This is a genomic window from Pseudidiomarina homiensis (assembly GCF_003987225.1).
Classification (GTDB): Bacteria; Pseudomonadota; Gammaproteobacteria; order Enterobacterales; family Alteromonadaceae; genus Pseudidiomarina; species Pseudidiomarina homiensis.
The window spans coordinates 1,441,592-1,459,151 of record NZ_PIPX01000001.1 but is presented as its reverse complement, the minus strand read 5'-3'; the positions used below and the strand labels follow the sequence as shown (position 1 = coordinate 1,459,151).

The following is a 17,560-nucleotide window of genomic DNA, read 5'->3' as shown; positions in this document are numbered from 1 at the left end:
AATCGTGAAAGACTTATTAAAGTTTTTAAAACCGCTAAACCAGACTGAAGAGTTCGATGCGATTCGCATCGGACTTGCTTCGCCGGATATGATCCGCAGCTGGTCTTACGGTGAAGTGAAAAAGCCAGAAACGATCAATTACCGTACGTTTAAACCTGAGCGTGACGGTCTGTTCTGTGCGCGTATCTTTGGTCCAGTCAAAGATTACGAGTGCTTGTGTGGTAAATACAAGCGCTTGAAGCACCGTGGCGTTATTTGTGAGAAGTGTGGCGTTGAAGTCACGCTGACCAAAGTTCGTCGTGACCGCATGGGTCACATCGAGCTAGCTAGCCCGGTTGCGCACATCTGGTTCTTGAAATCACTCCCAAGCCGTATCGGCTTGATGCTTGATATGACTCTGCGTGATATCGAGCGTGTGCTTTACTTCGAATCTTATGTTGTGACCGAAGCGGGCATGACGTCACTCGAGCGCGGTCAAATCCTGACCGAAGAAGAGTACTTGGATGCGTTGGAAGAGCACGGCGATGAATTCGAAGCGAAAATGGGTGCAGAAGCAGTACTTAGCTTATTGCAGCACATTGATATCGAAGCTGATATCAAACAACTTCGTGAAGAATTGCCAGAAACCAATTCTGAAACCAAGCGTAAGAAAATCAGCAAACGTTTGAAGTTGCTTGAGTCATTCCACCAGTCAGGTAATAAGCCTGAGTGGATGATCTTGAAAGTGTTGCCAGTGTTGCCGCCGGATCTACGTCCGTTGGTACCACTAGATGGTGGCCGTTTCGCAACCTCAGATTTGAACGACTTGTACCGTCGCGTCATCAACCGTAACAACCGTTTGAAGCGTCTTCTTGACCTTGCGGCACCAGATATTATCGTGCGCAACGAAAAACGTATGTTGCAAGAAGCGGTTGATGCCTTGTTGGATAACGGCCGTCGTGGTCGTGCCATCACTGGTACCAACAAGCGTCCTTTAAAATCTTTGGCCGACATGATCAAAGGTAAACAAGGTCGTTTCCGTCAGAACTTGCTTGGTAAACGTGTAGATTACTCGGGTCGTTCGGTTATCACCGTTGGTCCTAAGTTACGTCTACATCAGTGTGGTCTACCGAAGAAAATGGCATTGGAACTGTTCAAGCCATTCATCTACGGCAAGCTTGAAGGCCGTGGCCTTGCGACCACTATCAAAGCAGCGAAGAAAATGGTTGAGCGTGAGATCCCAGAAGTGTGGGACGTGCTTGACGAAGTGATCAAAGAACACCCAGTGATGCTGAACCGTGCACCAACATTGCACCGTTTGGGTATCCAGGCGTTCGAGCCGGTCTTGATCGAAGGTAAAGCGATTCAGTTGCACCCATTGGTGTGTGCGGCCTATAACGCTGACTTTGACGGTGACCAAATGGCCGTTCACTTGCCATTGACCTTAGAAGCGCAGCTTGAAGCGCGTGCCTTGATGATGTCAACCAACAACATCTTGTCACCTGCCAGCGGCGACCCGATCATCGTACCTTCGCAAGACGTTGTCTTGGGCTTGTATTACATGACGCGCGAAAAGATCAATGCGAAAGGCGAAGGCATGATCTTCAAAAACGCCAAGGAAGCCGAAAAAGCTTACCGTACTGGCGCTGCAGAACTTCACGCCCGCGTTAAAGTTCGTTTGCAAGAAGTGCAAATCAGCGAAGAAGGTGAGCGCACCGACACCACTATCGTGTACGACACGACTGTTGGTCGGGCGATCCTGTCACTGATTCTGCCTGAAGGTATGCCGTTCGAGATGATCAACCAGTCGATGGGCAAAAAGCAAATCGGCCGCTTGTTGAACCGCTCGTACCGTGACCTTGGCTTGAAGCCAACCGTTATCTTTGCTGACCAAATCATGTATACCGGTTTCCACTACGCGATGATCGCGGGTGCATCGGTAGGTATTGACGACATGGTTATCCCTGATGCGAAGAAAGTGATCATCGAAGCAGCGGAAGAAGAAGTTGCCGAGATCCAAGAGCAGTTCGAGCAAGGCTTGGTCACCGCGGGTGAGAAGTACAACAAAGTTATCGATATTTGGTCGACCGCGAACGAGAAAGTTTCCAAAGCTATGATGGAAAACCTCTCGAAAGAAATCGTGATCAACCGTGAAGGTAAAGAAGAAGAGCAAGACTCGTTCAACTCGGTCTACATGATGGCGGACTCAGGCGCTCGTGGTAGTGCCGCGCAGATTCGTCAGTTGGCCGGTATGCGTGGTTTGATGGCGAAGCCAGATGGCTCCATCATCGAAACACCGATCACGGCGAACTTCCGTGAAGGTCTGAACGTATTGCAGTACTTCATCTCAACTCACGGTGCGCGTAAAGGTTTGGCCGATACCGCATTGAAGACCGCAAACTCGGGTTACTTGACCCGTCGTTTGGTCGACGTTGCACAAGACGTTGTTATTGTCGAAGAAGACTGTGGTACTGAAGAAGGTCTCTTCATCAAACCATTGATCGAAGGTGGTGATGTTGTAGAACCATTGCGTGAGCGCGTCTTGGGCCGTGTGGTCTGTGATGACGTTCTGGTGCCAGGCTCGAACGACGTATTGATCGCACGTAACACCTTACTCGATGAGAAGATGTGTGATGTGTTGGAACAAAACTCAATCGACGAAGTAAAAGTACGCTCAGTTATTACCTGTGATACTGACTTCGGTGTTTGTTCGAACTGTTACGGTCGTGACTTGGCTCGTGGCCACTTGGTTAACCAAGGTGAAGCAGTGGGTGTTATCGCTGCCCAGTCTATCGGTGAGCCGGGTACCCAGTTGACCATGCGTACCTTCCACATCGGTGGTGCGGCATCGCGTGACTCAGCAGCCAACAGCGTACAAGTTAAGAACAATGGTACTCTGAAACTGCACAATGCGAAGTTCGTTGAGAACACCGACGGACACATCGTCATCACTTCACGTTCAACTGAACTGACGTTGATTGATGAGTTTGGCCGCGAGCGTGAGCGCTATAAAGTGCCTTACGGTGCAGTATTGAAGAAAAACGAAGGCGATAGCGTTGATGCTGGCGAAATCGTAGCGAACTGGGATCCGCACACGCACCCAATCGTTACCGAGGTAGCTGGTCGTCTGAAGTTTGTTGACTTAATTGATGGCGTCACCATGACCCGTCAAACCGACGAACTGACCGGTCTATCGAGCATCGTTGTGCTGGAAACCGGTCAACGTACCAGTGCCGGTAAAGACATGCGTCCGATGGTTAAATTGGTCGACGAGAAAGGTAACGATGTCAACATCGTCGGTACCGATATGCCTGCGCAATACTTCTTGCCAGGTAACGCGATCGTTAACCTTGAAGATAACGCTGAAGTAAAAGTTGGTGATACGGTTGCACGTATTCCACAAGAAGGTTCAAAAACGCGCGATATTACCGGTGGTCTACCACGCGTTGCCGACTTGTTCGAAGCACGTCGCCCGAAAGAGCCAGCTATCTTGGCGGAAATCACAGGTACTGTGAGCTTCGGTAAAGAAACCAAAGGTAAGCGTCGTCTATTGATCACCCCAACTGATGGCGGTGACCAGTACGAAGAGATGATTCCTAAGTATCGTCAGTTGAATATCTTTGAAGGTGAGCAAGTGACCAAAGGTGAAGTTATCGCCGACGGTCCTGAAGCACCACACGATATTCTGCGTTTGCGTGGCGTAAGCGCATTGGCGAACTACATCGTCAACGAAGTGCAAGAAGTTTACCGTTTGCAGGGTGTTAAGATTAACGATAAGCACATCGAGACCATCGTGCGTCAGATGTTGCGTAAGGCGATCATCCTGAATCCAGGTGAAACTGAATTGCTCGAAGGCGAAATGATGGAGCTTTCAGAAGTATTGGCGGCGAATGCGAAAGCCGAAGCCGATGGTAAAATCCCAGCGACCTATGAGCGTCAGCTGTTGGGTATTACCAAAGCTTCACTTTCAACGGAGTCGTTCATTTCAGCGGCCTCGTTCCAAGAAACGACCCGCGTACTTACTGAAGCAGCGGTACAAGGTAAGCAAGACCCACTACGTGGTCTGAAAGAAAACGTTATCGTGGGTCGCTTGATCCCAGCCGGTACCGGTTTCGCTTATCACCGCGACCGTGCGCGCAAGCGTATGGAAGCTCTTGCCCAAGGCGAAGCGCCGAAGCTTACTGCTGAACAAGCGGAACAGCAATTGGCCGACGCTTTGAACTTCGGTAATGACGAAGGTGAAAGTAGCGATAACGCTGAATAAGTTATCAGCGCTATACATCTGCTAACAATTAAAAGGCCAGTCGAATTCGACTGGCCTTTTTTGTTGGGCTAAATTCAGGTTTTATTTTCACCACTTCTATTGGGAGCAACCTCATGCGTTTTGCTTTGATGTTTTGCGCGGTTCTATTAACGGCGAGCGGAGTATTGTACAGCCCGCATCTGCAAGCGGAGGAAGTCGACTTAAAGGGCGTTTGGCGTGCCGAGTTGGAGTATCAACCTAACTTTAAGTTGGCATTGGGGCTGAACATTAGTGACCAAGGTGTAGCGTTTGTCAGCCCGAATCAAGGTGCGCAAGAATATGAAGTGGCTGATTTTAGTGTGAGTGAAGCCCAGGTCAGTTTCACTATACCTGCGCTATCGGCGCGCTTTCAAGGGCAGCACGAAAACGGGACCATCCGCGGTACCTTCACCCAGGGCCAAGATTTTCCGGTTGCGTTTCAACAACTCGACGCGACTGACCTCACGCGCCAACAACGCGAAGGGCAGTATGCAGGTGTGCTGCAAGCCGGCGCTAATGCACTGCCGTTGCAAGTCAATATTGCGGTGCTTGCGGACGGCTGGTTGGGAACTTTAGATAGTCCAGCACAGCAGTCCTTTGGCATACCGCTGAGTGAAGTACATATTGATGCTGAGCAACTGCGTTTCAACTCGCCGTTATTGCGCGCGAGCTATAAGGGCGAAACTGAAGCGCTCGGTAGTTATGCTGGGGTATGGGTGCAAGGTGTGCCTTTGCCATTAACCTTAACTAAGGTCACAGAAAATAATCCAGCTCCACAAGTTAAACAAGCGGAGTTCGGTGACCTAGGAGGAGCGGTCGCTGTGCTTAGCGGTGACGATGTCACCTTCGATTACTTTGCCGAACATGATGCGACGACCCAATACGAAATTGGCTCTGTGACGAAGACATTTATCGCGTATTTACTCGCAGATGCCGTGCTAAGAGAACAAGTAACATTGGCAACCGAGGTCAACAGCATTATTCCAGAGGCACCTGCTGGCGTGACCCTTGAACAACTGGCAGCCCATACCAGTGGTTTGGCCCGCTTACCGCCGGATTTGCTCAGCACAGCGAATCAGCAAGATCCGTACGCACATTACAATCGCGCCATGTTAGAGGCTAGTTTAGCTAGTGCCGATGTGGGGGCAAAGAGTCACAGCTATTCGAACTACGGCTTTGGCTTATTAGCCGAGGCCTTGGCGACGGTGGAAGAAACGACTTTGCCAGACTTGCTGCAAGATCGCATATTTGAGCCGTTCGGCATGACTGCCAGCTACGTGGCGCTGGCAGATAGTGATAATGACAACAACTTAGCGACGCCGCACGATAGCCTTGGTAATCCAGTGAGCCCTTGGCGGTTTCGAGCCCTTGCCGGAGCCGGCGCTATTGTTTCCACCTTGCCGGACATGGTTGCCTATGTACGCGGCATGCAAAAGCGCCTTGCCTCACAGCCCGAATTGCGTGAGCTGATGCTTACACCGCGCACTGAGTTTGCCTCGTGTTGCCAACAAGCGCTCGGCTGGATGTTGGAAGAGGATGCTGCAGCAAATACCTATGTGTGGCATAATGGGCAGACTGCTGGCTTTTCCAGTTATGTAGGTTTTTATCCAGATGGCTCACGAGCGGTCGTCTTACTGAATAATCAAGCAGCGTCGATCAATTCCGAGGCGAAACGGTTACTTACTGCGAAAGATAGTCCGCAAAACTAAGCCGATCAGGCCTGAAGCGACGACTTCAATCGTCGCTTTTCCTTGACAGTCCAATTATTGACCATTAAAATTCGGCCTCCCCGTAATTGGCGGGCGTTTAGCTCGTGGTCGCGGGGATTGGATTTTTTCACTCTGTTGAGCGACATCAACAAAATCAGGAGTTATGAATGGCAACAGTTAATCAGCTGGTGCGCAAAGGTCGTCAAAAGCCGGTTGTTAAAAGCAACGTTCCGGCACTTGAGGCTTGCCCACAAAAACGCGGTGTATGTACCCGTGTTTATACTACCACCCCGAAAAAGCCGAACTCAGCGCTACGTAAAGTATGCCGTGTGCGTTTGACGAACGGTTACGAAGTTTCTTCGTACATCGGTGGTGAAGGTCACAACCTGCAAGAACACTCAGTCGTATTGATTCGCGGCGGTCGTGTAAAAGACTTGCCAGGTGTTCGTTATCACACAGTGCGCGGTGCGCTTGACTGTGCCGGCGTAAACGATCGGAAACAAGGCCGTTCGAAGTACGGCGCGAAGCGGCCGAAGTCTTAACGGTTCTCCGTTAGTAAGGCCAAACACTGTAATTTAAAGTTTTGGGGAATACCCTGAATTAATCGGAGAATATTAAGATGCCTAGAAGACGCGTCATTGGTCAACGTAAAATCCTACCGGATCCTAAGTTCGGATCAGAGTTGTTGGCTAAATTTATCAATGTCGTCATGGTTGACGGCAAAAAATCTGTCGCAGAGAAAATTATCTACGGTGCTTTAGACATCATGGCTGAAAAGACCAAGAAAGAGCACTTAGAAGTATTTGAAGAAGCATTGGACAACGTACGTCCTACAGTAGAGGTTAAGTCGCGCCGCGTTGGTGGTTCTACTTACCAGGTACCTGTAGAAGTTCGTCCAGTGCGTCGTAATGCACTGGCTATGCGTTGGTTAGTTGATGCCGCGCGTACTCGGGGTGAAAAATCCATGGCTCAGCGCCTAGCAGGTGAAATGCTAGACGCATCTGAAAACAAAGGCTCTGCTGTGAAGAAGCGTGAAGACGTCCACCGTATGGCCGAAGCGAACAAAGCGTTCGCTCACTATCGCTGGTAAATTCACAGTTAACCTAAAGAGGAATTTATGGCCCGTAAAACTTCGATTGAGCGCTATCGTAATATCGGTATTTGTGCTCACGTAGACGCAGGTAAAACAACCACCACAGAACGTGTGTTGTTCTACACCGGTCTATCTCACAAAATTGGTGAGGTACATGACGGTGCAGCAACTACTGACTGGATGGCACAGGAACAAGAGCGTGGTATCACCATTACCTCAGCTGCCGTAACCTGTTTCTGGCGTGGTATGGACGCACAGTTCCCAGAACACCGCGTCAACATCATCGACACCCCTGGACACGTTGACTTCACCATTGAAGTAGAACGTTCTTTGCGTGTACTCGATGGTGCCGTAGTCGTTCTGTGTGCATCTTCAGGTGTACAACCGCAAACTGAAACTGTTTGGCGTCAAGCTAACAAGTATGAAGTTCCACGCATGGTATTCGTCAACAAGATGGACCGTGCCGGTGCAGACTTCTTGCGTGTTGTGAACCAGATTAAATCTCGTTTGAACGCAACGCCAGTGCCAATTCACTTGGCAATCGGTGCTGAAGATAACTTCAAAGGCGTCGTGGACTTGATCAAAATGAAGGCAATTAACTGGAATGAAGAAGATTCTGGTATGACCTTTACTTATGATCCGATCCCTGAAGACTTGGTTGATGAAGCTGAGCAGTATCACAACGAGTTGGTTGAAGCTGCCGCTGAAGCTAACGAAGAGTTGATGAACAAATACCTTGAAGAAGGTGAGCTGACTGAAGCAGAGATCAAACAAGGCTTGCGTGAGCGTACGTTGAACAACGAAATCGTACTTTGCTTATGTGGTTCTGCATTTAAGAACAAAGGTGTTCAGGCTGTACTTGATGCTGTTATCGAGTACCTTCCGTCACCGACAGAAGTTAAAGCGATTCGTGGTATTCTTGACGACGAGTCTGAAGGTGTTCGTAAATCAGATGATGCCGAACCTTTCGCAGCGTTGGCATTTAAAATCGCAACTGACCCGTTCGTTGGTACTTTGACGTTCTTGCGCGTTTACTCGGGCGTATTGTCACAAGGTGACACCGTATTTAACCCAGTGAAGAGCAAGCGCGAGCGTATCGGCCGTATGGTTCAGATGCATGCAAACGACCGTCAAGAAATCAAAGAAATCTTGGCAGGCGATATTGCTGCTGCGATCGGCTTGAAAGATGTTACGACCGGTGACACTTTGTGTGATCCGAACAACATCATCACGCTTGAGCGTATGGAATTCCCAGAGCCAGTAATCTCTGTTGCGGTTGAACCAAAAACTAAAGCTGACCAAGAAAAAATGGGTATTGCTTTAGGTAAGTTGGCTGCAGAAGATCCGTCGTTCCGCGTGAAGACTGACGAAGAGTCTGGTCAAACGATCATCTCTGGTATGGGTGAGCTTCACCTTGATATCATCGTTGACCGTATGAAGCGTGAATTCAACGTTGAGTGTAACGTAGGTAAACCTCAGGTTGCTTACCGTGAAACGATCCGTAAGGGCGTTGAAGTTGAAGGTAAGTTCGTACGTCAATCAGGTGGTCGTGGTCAATTCGGTCACGTTTGGCTGAAACTTGAACCTATGGAATTTGATGCTTCTGACGACGAAACGCCTAACTACGAATTCGTGAACGAAATCGTAGGTGGTGTAGTACCGAAGGAATATATTCCTGCGGTAGACAAAGGTATCCAAGAGCAAATGCAAAATGGTGTACTTGCTGGCTACCCACTACTTGGCGTAAAAGCAACGTTGTATGATGGTTCATACCACGATGTTGACTCATCAGAAATGGCGTTTAAAATCGCCGGTAGCATGGCCTTCAAAAAAGGTGCATTGCAAGCTAACCCAGCGATTTTAGAACCAATGATGAAAGTTGAAGTTGTTACTCCTGAAGAATTCATGGGTGACGTAGTTGGTGACTTGAACCGTCGTCGCGGTATCATCGAAGGCATGGAAGATGCTGCAGGTGATTTGAAAGAAGTTCGCGCGCAAGTTCCATTATCAGAAATGTTCGGTTACGCTACTGACCTGCGTTCGCAGACTCAGGGCCGCGCATCTTATGCAATGGAATTCTTGAAGTACGCTGAAGCACCAAACAACATTGCTGAGCAGGTTATTGCCGCTCGTCAAACTAAAGATTAAGTAGAGTCTGGTCCGGTTCTCTACGGGACCGGACTTTTAACTTAAGTTAAGGAAAAGTCATGTCAAAAGAAAAATTTGAACGTTCGAAACCGCATGTGAACGTAGGTACTATCGGCCACGTTGACCATGGTAAAACTACTCTGACTGCTGCGATCACTACCGTTTTGGCAAAAACCTACGGTGGCGCTGCGAAAGACTTCGCAATGATCGATAACGCACCAGAAGAAAAAGCGCGTGGTATCACCATCTCAACTTCACACGTTGAGTACGATACTCCGACGCGTCACTACGCACACGTAGACTGCCCAGGACACGCTGACTATGTGAAAAACATGATCACCGGTGCTGCGCAGATGGACGGTGCGATCTTGGTAGTAGCTGCCACTGACGGTCCTATGCCACAAACTCGTGAGCACATCTTGTTGTCACGTCAGGTAGGCGTACCGTTCATCGTTGTTTTCATGAACAAATGTGACATGGTAGACGACGAAGAGTTGTTGGAATTGGTAGAGATGGAAGTACGTGAACTTCTTTCTGAATACGACTTCCCAGGTGACGACTTGCCAGTGATTCAAGGTTCAGCGTTGAAAGCGTTGGAAGGCGAAGAGCAGTGGGAAGCGAAAATCATCGAATTGGCGGAAGCTTTGGATAACTACATCCCAGAGCCAGAGCGTGATATCGATAAGCCGTTCATCATGCCAATCGAAGACGTATTCTCGATCTCAGGTCGTGGTACTGTAGTAACTGGTCGTGTAGAGCGTGGTATCGTGCGCACTGGTGACGAAGTTGAAATCGTAGGTATCAAAGACACGACGAAGACGATCGTAACGGGCGTAGAGATGTTCCGTAAGTTGCTTGACGAAGGTCGTGCAGGTGAGAACATCGGTGCCTTGTTGCGTGGTACGAAGCGTGACGAGATCCAACGTGGCCAAGTATTGGCGAAGCCAGGTTCAATCACTCCGCACACCAAGTTCGAAGCGGAAGTTTACGTATTGAACAAAGAAGAAGGCGGTCGTCATACTCCGTTCTTCAAAGGCTATCGTCCACAGTTCTACTTCCGTACAACTGACGTAACTGGTGCAGTGCAATTGCCAGACGGCGTAGAAATGGTAATGCCAGGCGACAACTTGAAGTTTGTTGTTGACTTGATTCACCCAATCGCGATGGACGAAGGCTTGCGCTTCGCAATCCGTGAAGGTGGCCGTACCGTAGGCGCCGGCGTAGTATCTAAGATCTTAGACTAATACTACGACGTAGCCCGTAGTTCTACTACGGGTCTAGCTATAAAAGGGGAGCTTCGGCTCCCTTTTTTAATGCGCGAAAGGCGATATTCGCTACTCGCTGTTTGATGTTCGTTTAAACCCAAAACATGAAACACCAAACACTTTTAACAAAAAGTGAGCGCAGCGAACGTGCGAACAGCAAACAGCACTCTTTTTTTGCTCTTGACTTTTGCCCTTGCGCTGACGAAGATAGCTGCAATCCACGCAAAGGTGAGGATGCCGTGCGTTATTTTGTTTCTATACTGCTTACCCTTTTTATAGCTGTGCTTTCGGTACTACCAAGCAACAGCCGTGCGGCCGAAACTATTCGTATCGCAGCATACGACTTTCCTCCCTATTTCTCTGCATATGATACCGAGCACTTAGTAGGTGACCTCATAGAGGCTCTCAATGGCGCGCAGAGCGATTATCAATTTGAATTGCATGACGTGCCTTCCAAAGCTCGCTTTAAAGCGCTCAGTGACGCTGGATGCTGCCATTTAATGTTATTCGAGTCGCCAACGTGGGGGTGGGCTGAGCAAATGCCCCATTTAGAAGTCGGCGACCCCATGGTACTTGGTGCTGAGCGTTTGGTGGCAGTCAAGAAGCGTGATCAGCGTGGTGCTGAGTTCTTTCAACGTGAGGGACTACGATTTGGCGGGCTCATTGGCTACCACTATCCATTCTTAGGCAATCGGACTGATGCGGGAATACTCGAAGAACGTTTTAACGTGTACCTATCGTTAAGTCATGAAGTGAACATGAAGATGTTACTCAATGGCCGGTTCGACGTCGTGATGATCCATGATGAATATCTTTTGCAGCATCGTCAGCAACCCTGGTTTGACCGGTTATTACTCAATCCACAAGCCTATGGCGAGTACGAGCTACGCACCCTGATAAATCCCGAAAAAGGTTTTGCGCTGGCGGATTGGCGGCGTATCGTTGTGCCGCTCATTGAAAATGGCACCTTAGCCAGACTGCTGAGTAAGTATAAACTTCCGTGGCCGCCCAAGCGCACGCAGCTCGTCACGAACTAACGCTTAGTAAACGCTCAAGCCTAATTGATTGGCGAGATTGCGAATCATGGCCATACCACGGGCTGAGTTGCCAAAGCTATTAAGCGGTGGTGACCACGCTGCGATCACGCCATAATCCGGAACAATTGCTACAATCCCACCACCAACGCCACTCTTCGCCGGCAAGCCGACAGTAAAGGCAAACTGCCCAGATTGATCGTACATACCGCTGGTGCTAAGCAACGCGTTGATACGTTGTGCATCGCGATGTGAAGTGATTTGATTGCCGCTGCGCGGACACTTCCCGCGGTTAGCGAGAAAAGCAAAACTACGGGCGAGGTCTTCGGTCGACATGGTCAATGCGCATTGCCAGAAATAGTGATCTAGCACTTCTTCAACGTCCGACTCGATGTTACCAAAGCTTTTCATCAAGTACGCTAATGCGGCGTTGCGCGCACCGTGGTCTTTTTCAGATTCATGTACGCGACTATCGACACAGACGGTGTCGCGATTACACAGACCGCGGACCATACTTAACACTGCTGATTTACTGGCGGAGTAATGGCTTACCAAGACATCGCTCACCAGAATCGCACCAGCGTTAATCATCGGATTACGAGGAATGCCACGCTCCCACTCGAGCTGTACAATCGAGTTGAAAGGTTGGCCCGAAGGTTCCATTTGCACGCGTTCCCACAGGCTATCGCTCATGCGTTCCATGGCTAACATCAAACCAAAAATTTTAGAGATAGATTGGATTGAAAAGGTTGCCGTAGCATCGCCAACCGAGGTGACTTGACCGTCTAACGTCGCGACCGTGAGGGCACAATAATCAGACTTTACTTCAGCTAAAGCAGGGATGTAATCAGCGACCTTGCCGTCGTTCACGGTAAGCGCCTGCTGCAAAATCGTTTGCAGCAGGGTCTTCAGGTTGTCTGGGGCATGAATCGACTGCCCGCCGCTAATTACATCCTGTGTCATAGCCCTAGCTTAGCCTTGTTTCAATAACGGCGCCAGAAAGCGCGCGGTATGTGAACGTTCACACTCAACAATCTCTTCTGGAGCGCCTTCAGTGAGAATTTCACCACCGCCGGAACCACCTTCAGGCCCTAGATCGACAATCCAGTCAGCCGTCTTGATGACATCAAGATTGTGTTCGATGATCACAATAGTATTGCCGTGGTCACGTAACCGATGTAACACGGTTAATAGTTGTTGTATATCGTGGAAATGCAAGCCAGTAGTAGGCTCATCGAGAATATAGAGCGTCTTACCTGTGTCTCGCTTCGAGAGTTCGCGAGATAGCTTCACGCGTTGTGCTTCACCACCTGACAAGGTGGTCGCTGACTGTCCTAAGCGAATGTAACTTAGGCCAACATCCATAAGCGTTTGCAATTTGCGCGCGATCGCAGGCACTGGCGCAAAAAACTCGCGGGCGTCTTCAACGGTCATGTCTAACACTTCGTGAATACTGCAACCTTTGTACTTGATCTCGAGCGTCTCACGATTGTAGCGCTTACCCTTACAAATATCGCAAGGCACGTAGACGTCTGGTAAGAAGTGCATTTCAACTTTGATCACCCCGTCGCCTTGGCAAGCTTCACAGCGACCACCGCGGACGTTGAAACTGAAGCGGCCGGGTTTATAGCCCCGCGAGCGCGCCTCTTCTGTGCCAGCAAAAAGCTCACGAATCGGCGTAAAAATGCCAGTGTAGGTTGCTGGATTCGAGCGCGGCGTACGACCAATAGGGCTTTGATCAATATCTACCACTTTGTCGAGGTATTGCATACCGTCGATCGCATGATACGGGGCTGGCTCGTTGGCGGTCGCCTTATTGAGGTCGCGATGGGCAATGCGAAACAGCGTGTCGTTAATGAGGGTCGATTTGCCTGAGCCGGACACACCGGTGACGCATGACATCAAGCCAATCGGCAGCTTGAGTGTCACGTTCTTAAGATTGTTACCAGTAGCGCCTTCGAGGGTTAACCATTTATCAGTCGGTTGATTCCGCTGTTGCGGTATCTCGATCATTTTACGCCCAGAAAGGTAGTCGGCGGTGAGCGAACGCTCACTTCTTAAAATGTCATCGATGCTACCTTGGGCGACGATTTCACCGCCGTGGACACCCGCGCCGGGGCCAATATCGATCACATAATCTGCTGCACGAATAGCGTCTTCATCGTGTTCGACCACAATGACGGTATTCCCAAGATCACGTAAGCGCGTCAGCGTGCTCAGCAGGCGTTCGTTGTCACGCTGATGCAAACCAATCGAGGGTTCATCCAGTACGTACATGACCCCAACTAAACCGGCGCCAATTTGGCTCGCCAAGCGAATACGCTGAGCTTCGCCACCAGAGAGGGTCTCGGCACTGCGCGACAGACTAAGATAGTTCAAGCCGACATTGACCAAGAAGCCCAAACGGTCGTTGATTTCTTTTAAGATTTTTTCAGCAATCTGTGCTTTTTGGCCGTCGAGTTCAAGCTTGGTGAAAAACTCGAGGGCATCGCCAATCGAGCGTGCGACGACTTCCGGTAACGTAGTGTCGTTAACGTACACATGGCGAGCTTCTTCACGCAAGCGTGCACCGCCGCAACTTTTGCAAGGCTGAGCCGCAAGGTACTTCGCCAGCTCTTCGCGCACTGCGGTTGAGTCGGTTTCGCGATAGCGCCGTTGCATGTTGGGAATAATGCCTTCAAACGGGTGGCGGCGAACGACGCGGTCACCACGGTCATTCATGTAAGTGAATTCGATTTCGTCACGACCACTACCATACAGAATAACGCTGCGGTGCTTTTCACTTAACGAGTTAAAGGGCTGGTTCAGGTCAAAACCATAGTGTTTCGCCAGCGACTGCAACATTTGATAGTAATAGAAATTACGCTTATCCCAGCCACGAATCGCACCACCAGTTAAACTGAGCTCATCATTGTTGATGACTTTTTGTGGGTCAAAAAATTGCTCGATACCAAGCCCGTCACATGAGCTGCACGCACCAGCTGGATTATTGAATGAGAATAACCGCGGCTCGAGCTCCTGCATGCTGTAGCCACACTGGGGACAAGCAAAGTTGGCCGAGAAGATCATAGCGTTCAACTTCGAATCACTGTCTAGTGGTGCGACAATCGCTGTACCACCGCTGAGTTCTAAGGCGGTTTCAAAAGATTCAGCAAGCCGCAACTCCAAGCCTTCACGGACTTTGATGCGGTCGACGACGACTTCAATCGTGTGCTTTTTCTGTAGTTCGAGTTGCGGTGGATCGCTAAGGTCGCAGAGTTCGCCGTCAATCCGCGCACGGATAAAGCCTTGAGCCGCTAGGTTATCAAGTACTTTGGTGTGTTCACCCTTACGATCTTGGATGATCGGGGCCAAAATCATGAGCTTCTCGCCTTCCGGCAACTCCAGTACTTGGTCGACCATTTGTGAAACAGTTTGCGCGGCCAACGGTTCTTGGTGAGTCGGGCAACGTGGTTCACCCACGCGTGCAAACATCAAGCGCAGATAATCATAAATTTCAGTAATAGTCCCCACGGTAGAGCGTGGGTTATGTGATGTTGATTTCTGTTCAATGGAAATCGCTGGCGATAAACCTTCGATGCTATCGACATCAGGCTTTTCCATGAGTGACAAAAATTGTCTCGCGTAGGCCGATAATGACTCGACATAACGACGCTGACCTTCGGCGTATAGCGTATCAAACGCCAACGACGATTTGCCTGAACCGGAAAGCCCGGTGATCACGATAAGCTTATCGCGTGGCATAGTAAGCTGCAGATTTTTAAGGTTATGGGTGCGGGCGCCGCGTACTTCAATAAAGTCCATAGGGGTAACCTGTAACTCCGTTGGCGAATGTGAAACGAGCATTATCGCACAGTGACCACCTTCTGGTACAATCACCAGCAAAATTTTGTCGCTAGCTCGAACACATTGAATTCATAAGAATGAGAGATTGATGCCAAAGTCTGCGAATGAACAACGTCTGAGCCCTCTCGAACGCCGCTCATCTAGTGCCTTAGCTGCTGTCTTTGGACTACGGATGTTAGGCCTGTTTTTGATCATGCCAGTGATGGCGATTTATGGTCAGGCGTACCCGGATTACACACCATTGCTCGTCGGCCTGGCGATTGGTGCTTACGGTTTAACGCAAGCGCTGCTGCAAATACCTATGGGCATGTTATCGGATAAAGTGGGGCGCCGTCCGGTAATTATTGGCGGCTTACTTGTTTTCGTGGTGGGGAGTTTAGTTGCAGCCTACGCTGACACCTTAGTTGGTGTAGTTATCGGGCGGGCACTACAAGGCATGGGAGCGATTGCAGCCGCAATCTTAGCGCTCGCCGCAGATATTACCCGAGACTCACAACGGCCGAAAGTAATGGCCATGATCGGCATGTGCATCGGCTTGGCATTTGCCTTGGCGTTGATTTTAGGACCCTTACTTGGTCCTCATATTGGCTTGTCAGGGCTGTTCTTGTTTACTGCGGTCAGTGCCGTGTTTGGTTTGTTGGTTTTTGCCATTGCGGTACCCAAGGTTGAAGTGCGCGCCGCCCGGGGAGATCTGCTGCCGAGCAGCAAAGAGTTTGGCTTGATACTCAAGCATGGGCAACTAGCGCGGTTGAACATCGGTGTCTTTATTCTGCATTGTTTATTGACTGCTTTCTTTGTGGTCGTGCCAACGCAGCTGGTGGCCGGTGGCTTAGCAAGTGAACAACATGCGTGGCTCTACTTACCCACGTTGATGGGTTCGTTTGTGGTGATGGTACCGATGCTGATCGTGGCGGAAAAACGCCGTAAACAGCCTTTGTTCTTCCGCATTGCTATTGCATGTTTGGCATTGGCTGTCGGAATTATCGGATTTAGTGAAGGCTCATGGCTGATTTATGTGGCTGCAGTGTTGGTATTTTTCACCGGCTTTAACTTTTTAGAAGCGACTTTACCGTCGTTGCTGACACGCTTTGCTCCTGCGGGACGCAAGGGCAGTGCAAGTGGTATTTATGCAACCGCGCAATTTGCCGGAGCCTTTGTTGGTGGTGCTGCTGGTGGAGCGATTTTACAGTGGGGCGGGCTTATCGGCGTTGTCGCTTTCAGCTTAGTACTGTTACTATGTTGGCTGTTGGTGAGTGTTGGCATGGCACCGCCGCCACAATGGCAAAATGTGAGCTTTAGATTGCGCAAGTTGGCTGCAAACGAGGTCGATGAACTTGCGACCGAGCTAGCCGAGGTTACGGGCGTAGAAGAAGTTCGACTCGTCGCAAGCGAGCAAATCGCCTATTTAAAAGTACATAAAACTGATTACAATGAAGAACAAGTTACGGCGCTGGTGCAGCCGTATCAATCATGAGGAAAGGAGCAAGGCATGGCCAGTCGCGGCATTAATAAAGTCATTCTTATCGGTAACTTAGGCGCGAAGCCGGAGATCCGTTACACGCAAAACAACACAGCGATTGCCAACTTGTCGATTGCCACTAGCGAAACATGGAAAGATAAGCAAACCGGAGAGCCTCGGGAGCAAACCGAATGGCACCGTTGTGTGGCCTACCGCCGTCTTGCGGAGATTGCCGGCGAATACCTGGACAAAGGCTCAAAAGTTTACGTGGAAGGTCGCTTACAAACGCGCAAGTGGCAAGGTCAGGACGGCGTTGAGCGTTACACTACAGAAGTGGTGATTAACGATTTACAAATGCTTGATAGCCGTGGTGGTTCAGGTGGCGGTGGTTTCCAAAGCCAGTCGCAAGGCAGTGGTAGTTCGCACAACCAAGGTGGCCAACAAGCACAGGCCCAAGGCGGCAACTTTAACAATCAACAGCAACGCCCAGCGCAACAACCGCCGGCGCAACAGCAGCAGTCACAACAGCAGAATAACGACCCGTTTATTCCTGACAATGACTTTGATGACGATATTCCATTCTGATCTGATAACTATTTATTTGTAAGTTTATATTCATAGAAAGCCCTGTGTATGCAGGGCTTTTTTTTACCCTAACTTATTTCTCTTGCCCCTGATTCGCCATACAAAACTTAATACCGGAACAAATAATTCAGTGACGCAATTTCCTATAGGTTGCGAGGGT

General features: G+C 49.7%; 11 protein-coding genes. 9 read left to right on the top strand and 2 right to left on the bottom strand.

The window, feature by feature from the left end:
* The first annotated feature begins 4 nt into the window (after positions 1–4).
* From rpoC to CWI70_RS06925, 7 genes are all read left to right on the top strand, one after another.
* Positions 5–4,243, top strand: a complete 4,239-nt coding sequence (rpoC, locus tag CWI70_RS06955; protein WP_126771755.1) for a DNA-directed RNA polymerase subunit beta' — start codon at positions 5–7, stop codon at positions 4,241–4,243.
* Between the two features lie 113 nt (positions 4,244–4,356).
* Positions 4,357–5,970 carry a serine hydrolase domain-containing protein gene (locus tag CWI70_RS06950; protein WP_126771753.1) on the top strand — a complete coding sequence of 538 codons (1,614 nt, stop codon included), beginning with the start codon at positions 4,357–4,359 and terminating at the stop codon, positions 5,968–5,970.
* Positions 5,971–6,137: 167 nt separating this feature from the next.
* Positions 6,138–6,512 (top strand): 30S ribosomal protein S12, encoded by a 375-nt coding sequence (rpsL, locus tag CWI70_RS06945; protein ID WP_126771751.1) that lies wholly within the window; start codon positions 6,138–6,140, stop codon positions 6,510–6,512.
* 77 nt (positions 6,513–6,589) lie between these two features.
* Complete coding sequence (gene rpsG, locus CWI70_RS06940) at positions 6,590–7,060, top strand: 30S ribosomal protein S7 (protein ID WP_126771749.1); 471 nt, start codon at positions 6,590–6,592, stop codon at positions 7,058–7,060.
* A 27-nt stretch (positions 7,061–7,087) separates the two neighbouring features.
* The gene (gene fusA / locus CWI70_RS06935) at positions 7,088–9,211 is read left to right on the top strand and encodes an elongation factor G (protein WP_126771747.1); all 2,124 of its coding nucleotides are present in this window, start codon (positions 7,088–7,090) and stop codon (positions 9,209–9,211) included.
* Positions 9,212–9,270: 59 nt separating this feature from the next.
* Complete coding sequence (gene tuf, locus CWI70_RS06930; RefSeq protein WP_126771745.1) at positions 9,271–10,455, top strand: elongation factor Tu; 1,185 nt, start codon at positions 9,271–9,273, stop codon at positions 10,453–10,455.
* 260 nt (positions 10,456–10,715) lie between these two features.
* On the top strand, positions 10,716–11,513 hold the full coding sequence (locus tag CWI70_RS06925; RefSeq protein WP_126771743.1) for a type 2 periplasmic-binding domain-containing protein: 798 nt from the start codon (positions 10,716–10,718) through the stop codon (positions 11,511–11,513).
* A 3-nt stretch (positions 11,514–11,516) separates the two neighbouring features.
* On the opposite strand, the gene glsB is transcribed toward CWI70_RS06925, so the two are convergent.
* Positions 11,517–12,473 (bottom strand): glutaminase B, encoded by a 957-nt coding sequence (gene glsB / locus CWI70_RS06920; RefSeq protein ID WP_126771741.1) that lies wholly within the window; start codon positions 12,471–12,473, stop codon positions 11,517–11,519.
* A gap of 9 nt (positions 12,474–12,482) precedes the next feature.
* A complete protein-coding gene (gene uvrA / locus CWI70_RS06915; protein ID WP_126772797.1) occupies positions 12,483–15,314 on the bottom strand; it encodes an excinuclease ABC subunit UvrA in 2,832 nt (943 codons plus the stop codon).
* Between the two features lie 130 nt (positions 15,315–15,444).
* Here uvrA and CWI70_RS06910 point away from each other — a divergent pair, with 130 nt between their 5' ends.
* Positions 15,445–16,830, top strand: a complete 1,386-nt coding sequence (locus CWI70_RS06910; protein ID WP_126771739.1) for an MFS transporter — start codon at positions 15,445–15,447, stop codon at positions 16,828–16,830.
* Positions 16,831–16,845: 15 nt separating this feature from the next.
* Positions 16,846–17,400: a single-stranded DNA-binding protein gene (gene ssb, locus CWI70_RS06905; protein WP_126771738.1), complete on the top strand. Its 555-nt coding sequence runs from the start codon at positions 16,846–16,848 to the stop codon at positions 17,398–17,400.
* Positions 17,401–17,560 lie beyond the last annotated feature (160 nt).

Excerpts from the sequence above, each read along its gene's own strand:
- CWI70_RS06950 (WP_126771753.1), top strand. The coding sequence starts at position 4,357 with ATGCGTTTTGCTTTGATGTTTTGCGCGGTTCTATTAACGGCGAGCGGA.
- rpsL (WP_126771751.1), top strand. The coding sequence starts at position 6,138 with ATGGCAACAGTTAATCAGCTGGTGCGCAAAGGTCGTCAAAAGCCGGTT.
- rpsG (WP_126771749.1), top strand. The coding sequence starts at position 6,590 with ATGCCTAGAAGACGCGTCATTGGTCAACGTAAAATCCTACCGGATCCT.
- fusA (WP_126771747.1), top strand. The coding sequence starts at position 7,088 with ATGGCCCGTAAAACTTCGATTGAGCGCTATCGTAATATCGGTATTTGT.
- tuf (WP_126771745.1), top strand. The coding sequence starts at position 9,271 with ATGTCAAAAGAAAAATTTGAACGTTCGAAACCGCATGTGAACGTAGGT.
- glsB (WP_126771741.1), bottom strand. The coding sequence starts at position 12,473 with ATGACACAGGATGTAATTAGCGGCGGGCAGTCGATTCATGCCCCAGAC.
- uvrA (WP_126772797.1), bottom strand. The coding sequence starts at position 15,314 with ATGGACTTTATTGAAGTACGCGGCGCCCGCACCCATAACCTTAAAAAT.
- CWI70_RS06910 (WP_126771739.1), top strand. The coding sequence starts at position 15,445 with ATGCCAAAGTCTGCGAATGAACAACGTCTGAGCCCTCTCGAACGCCGC.
- ssb (WP_126771738.1), top strand. The coding sequence starts at position 16,846 with ATGGCCAGTCGCGGCATTAATAAAGTCATTCTTATCGGTAACTTAGGC.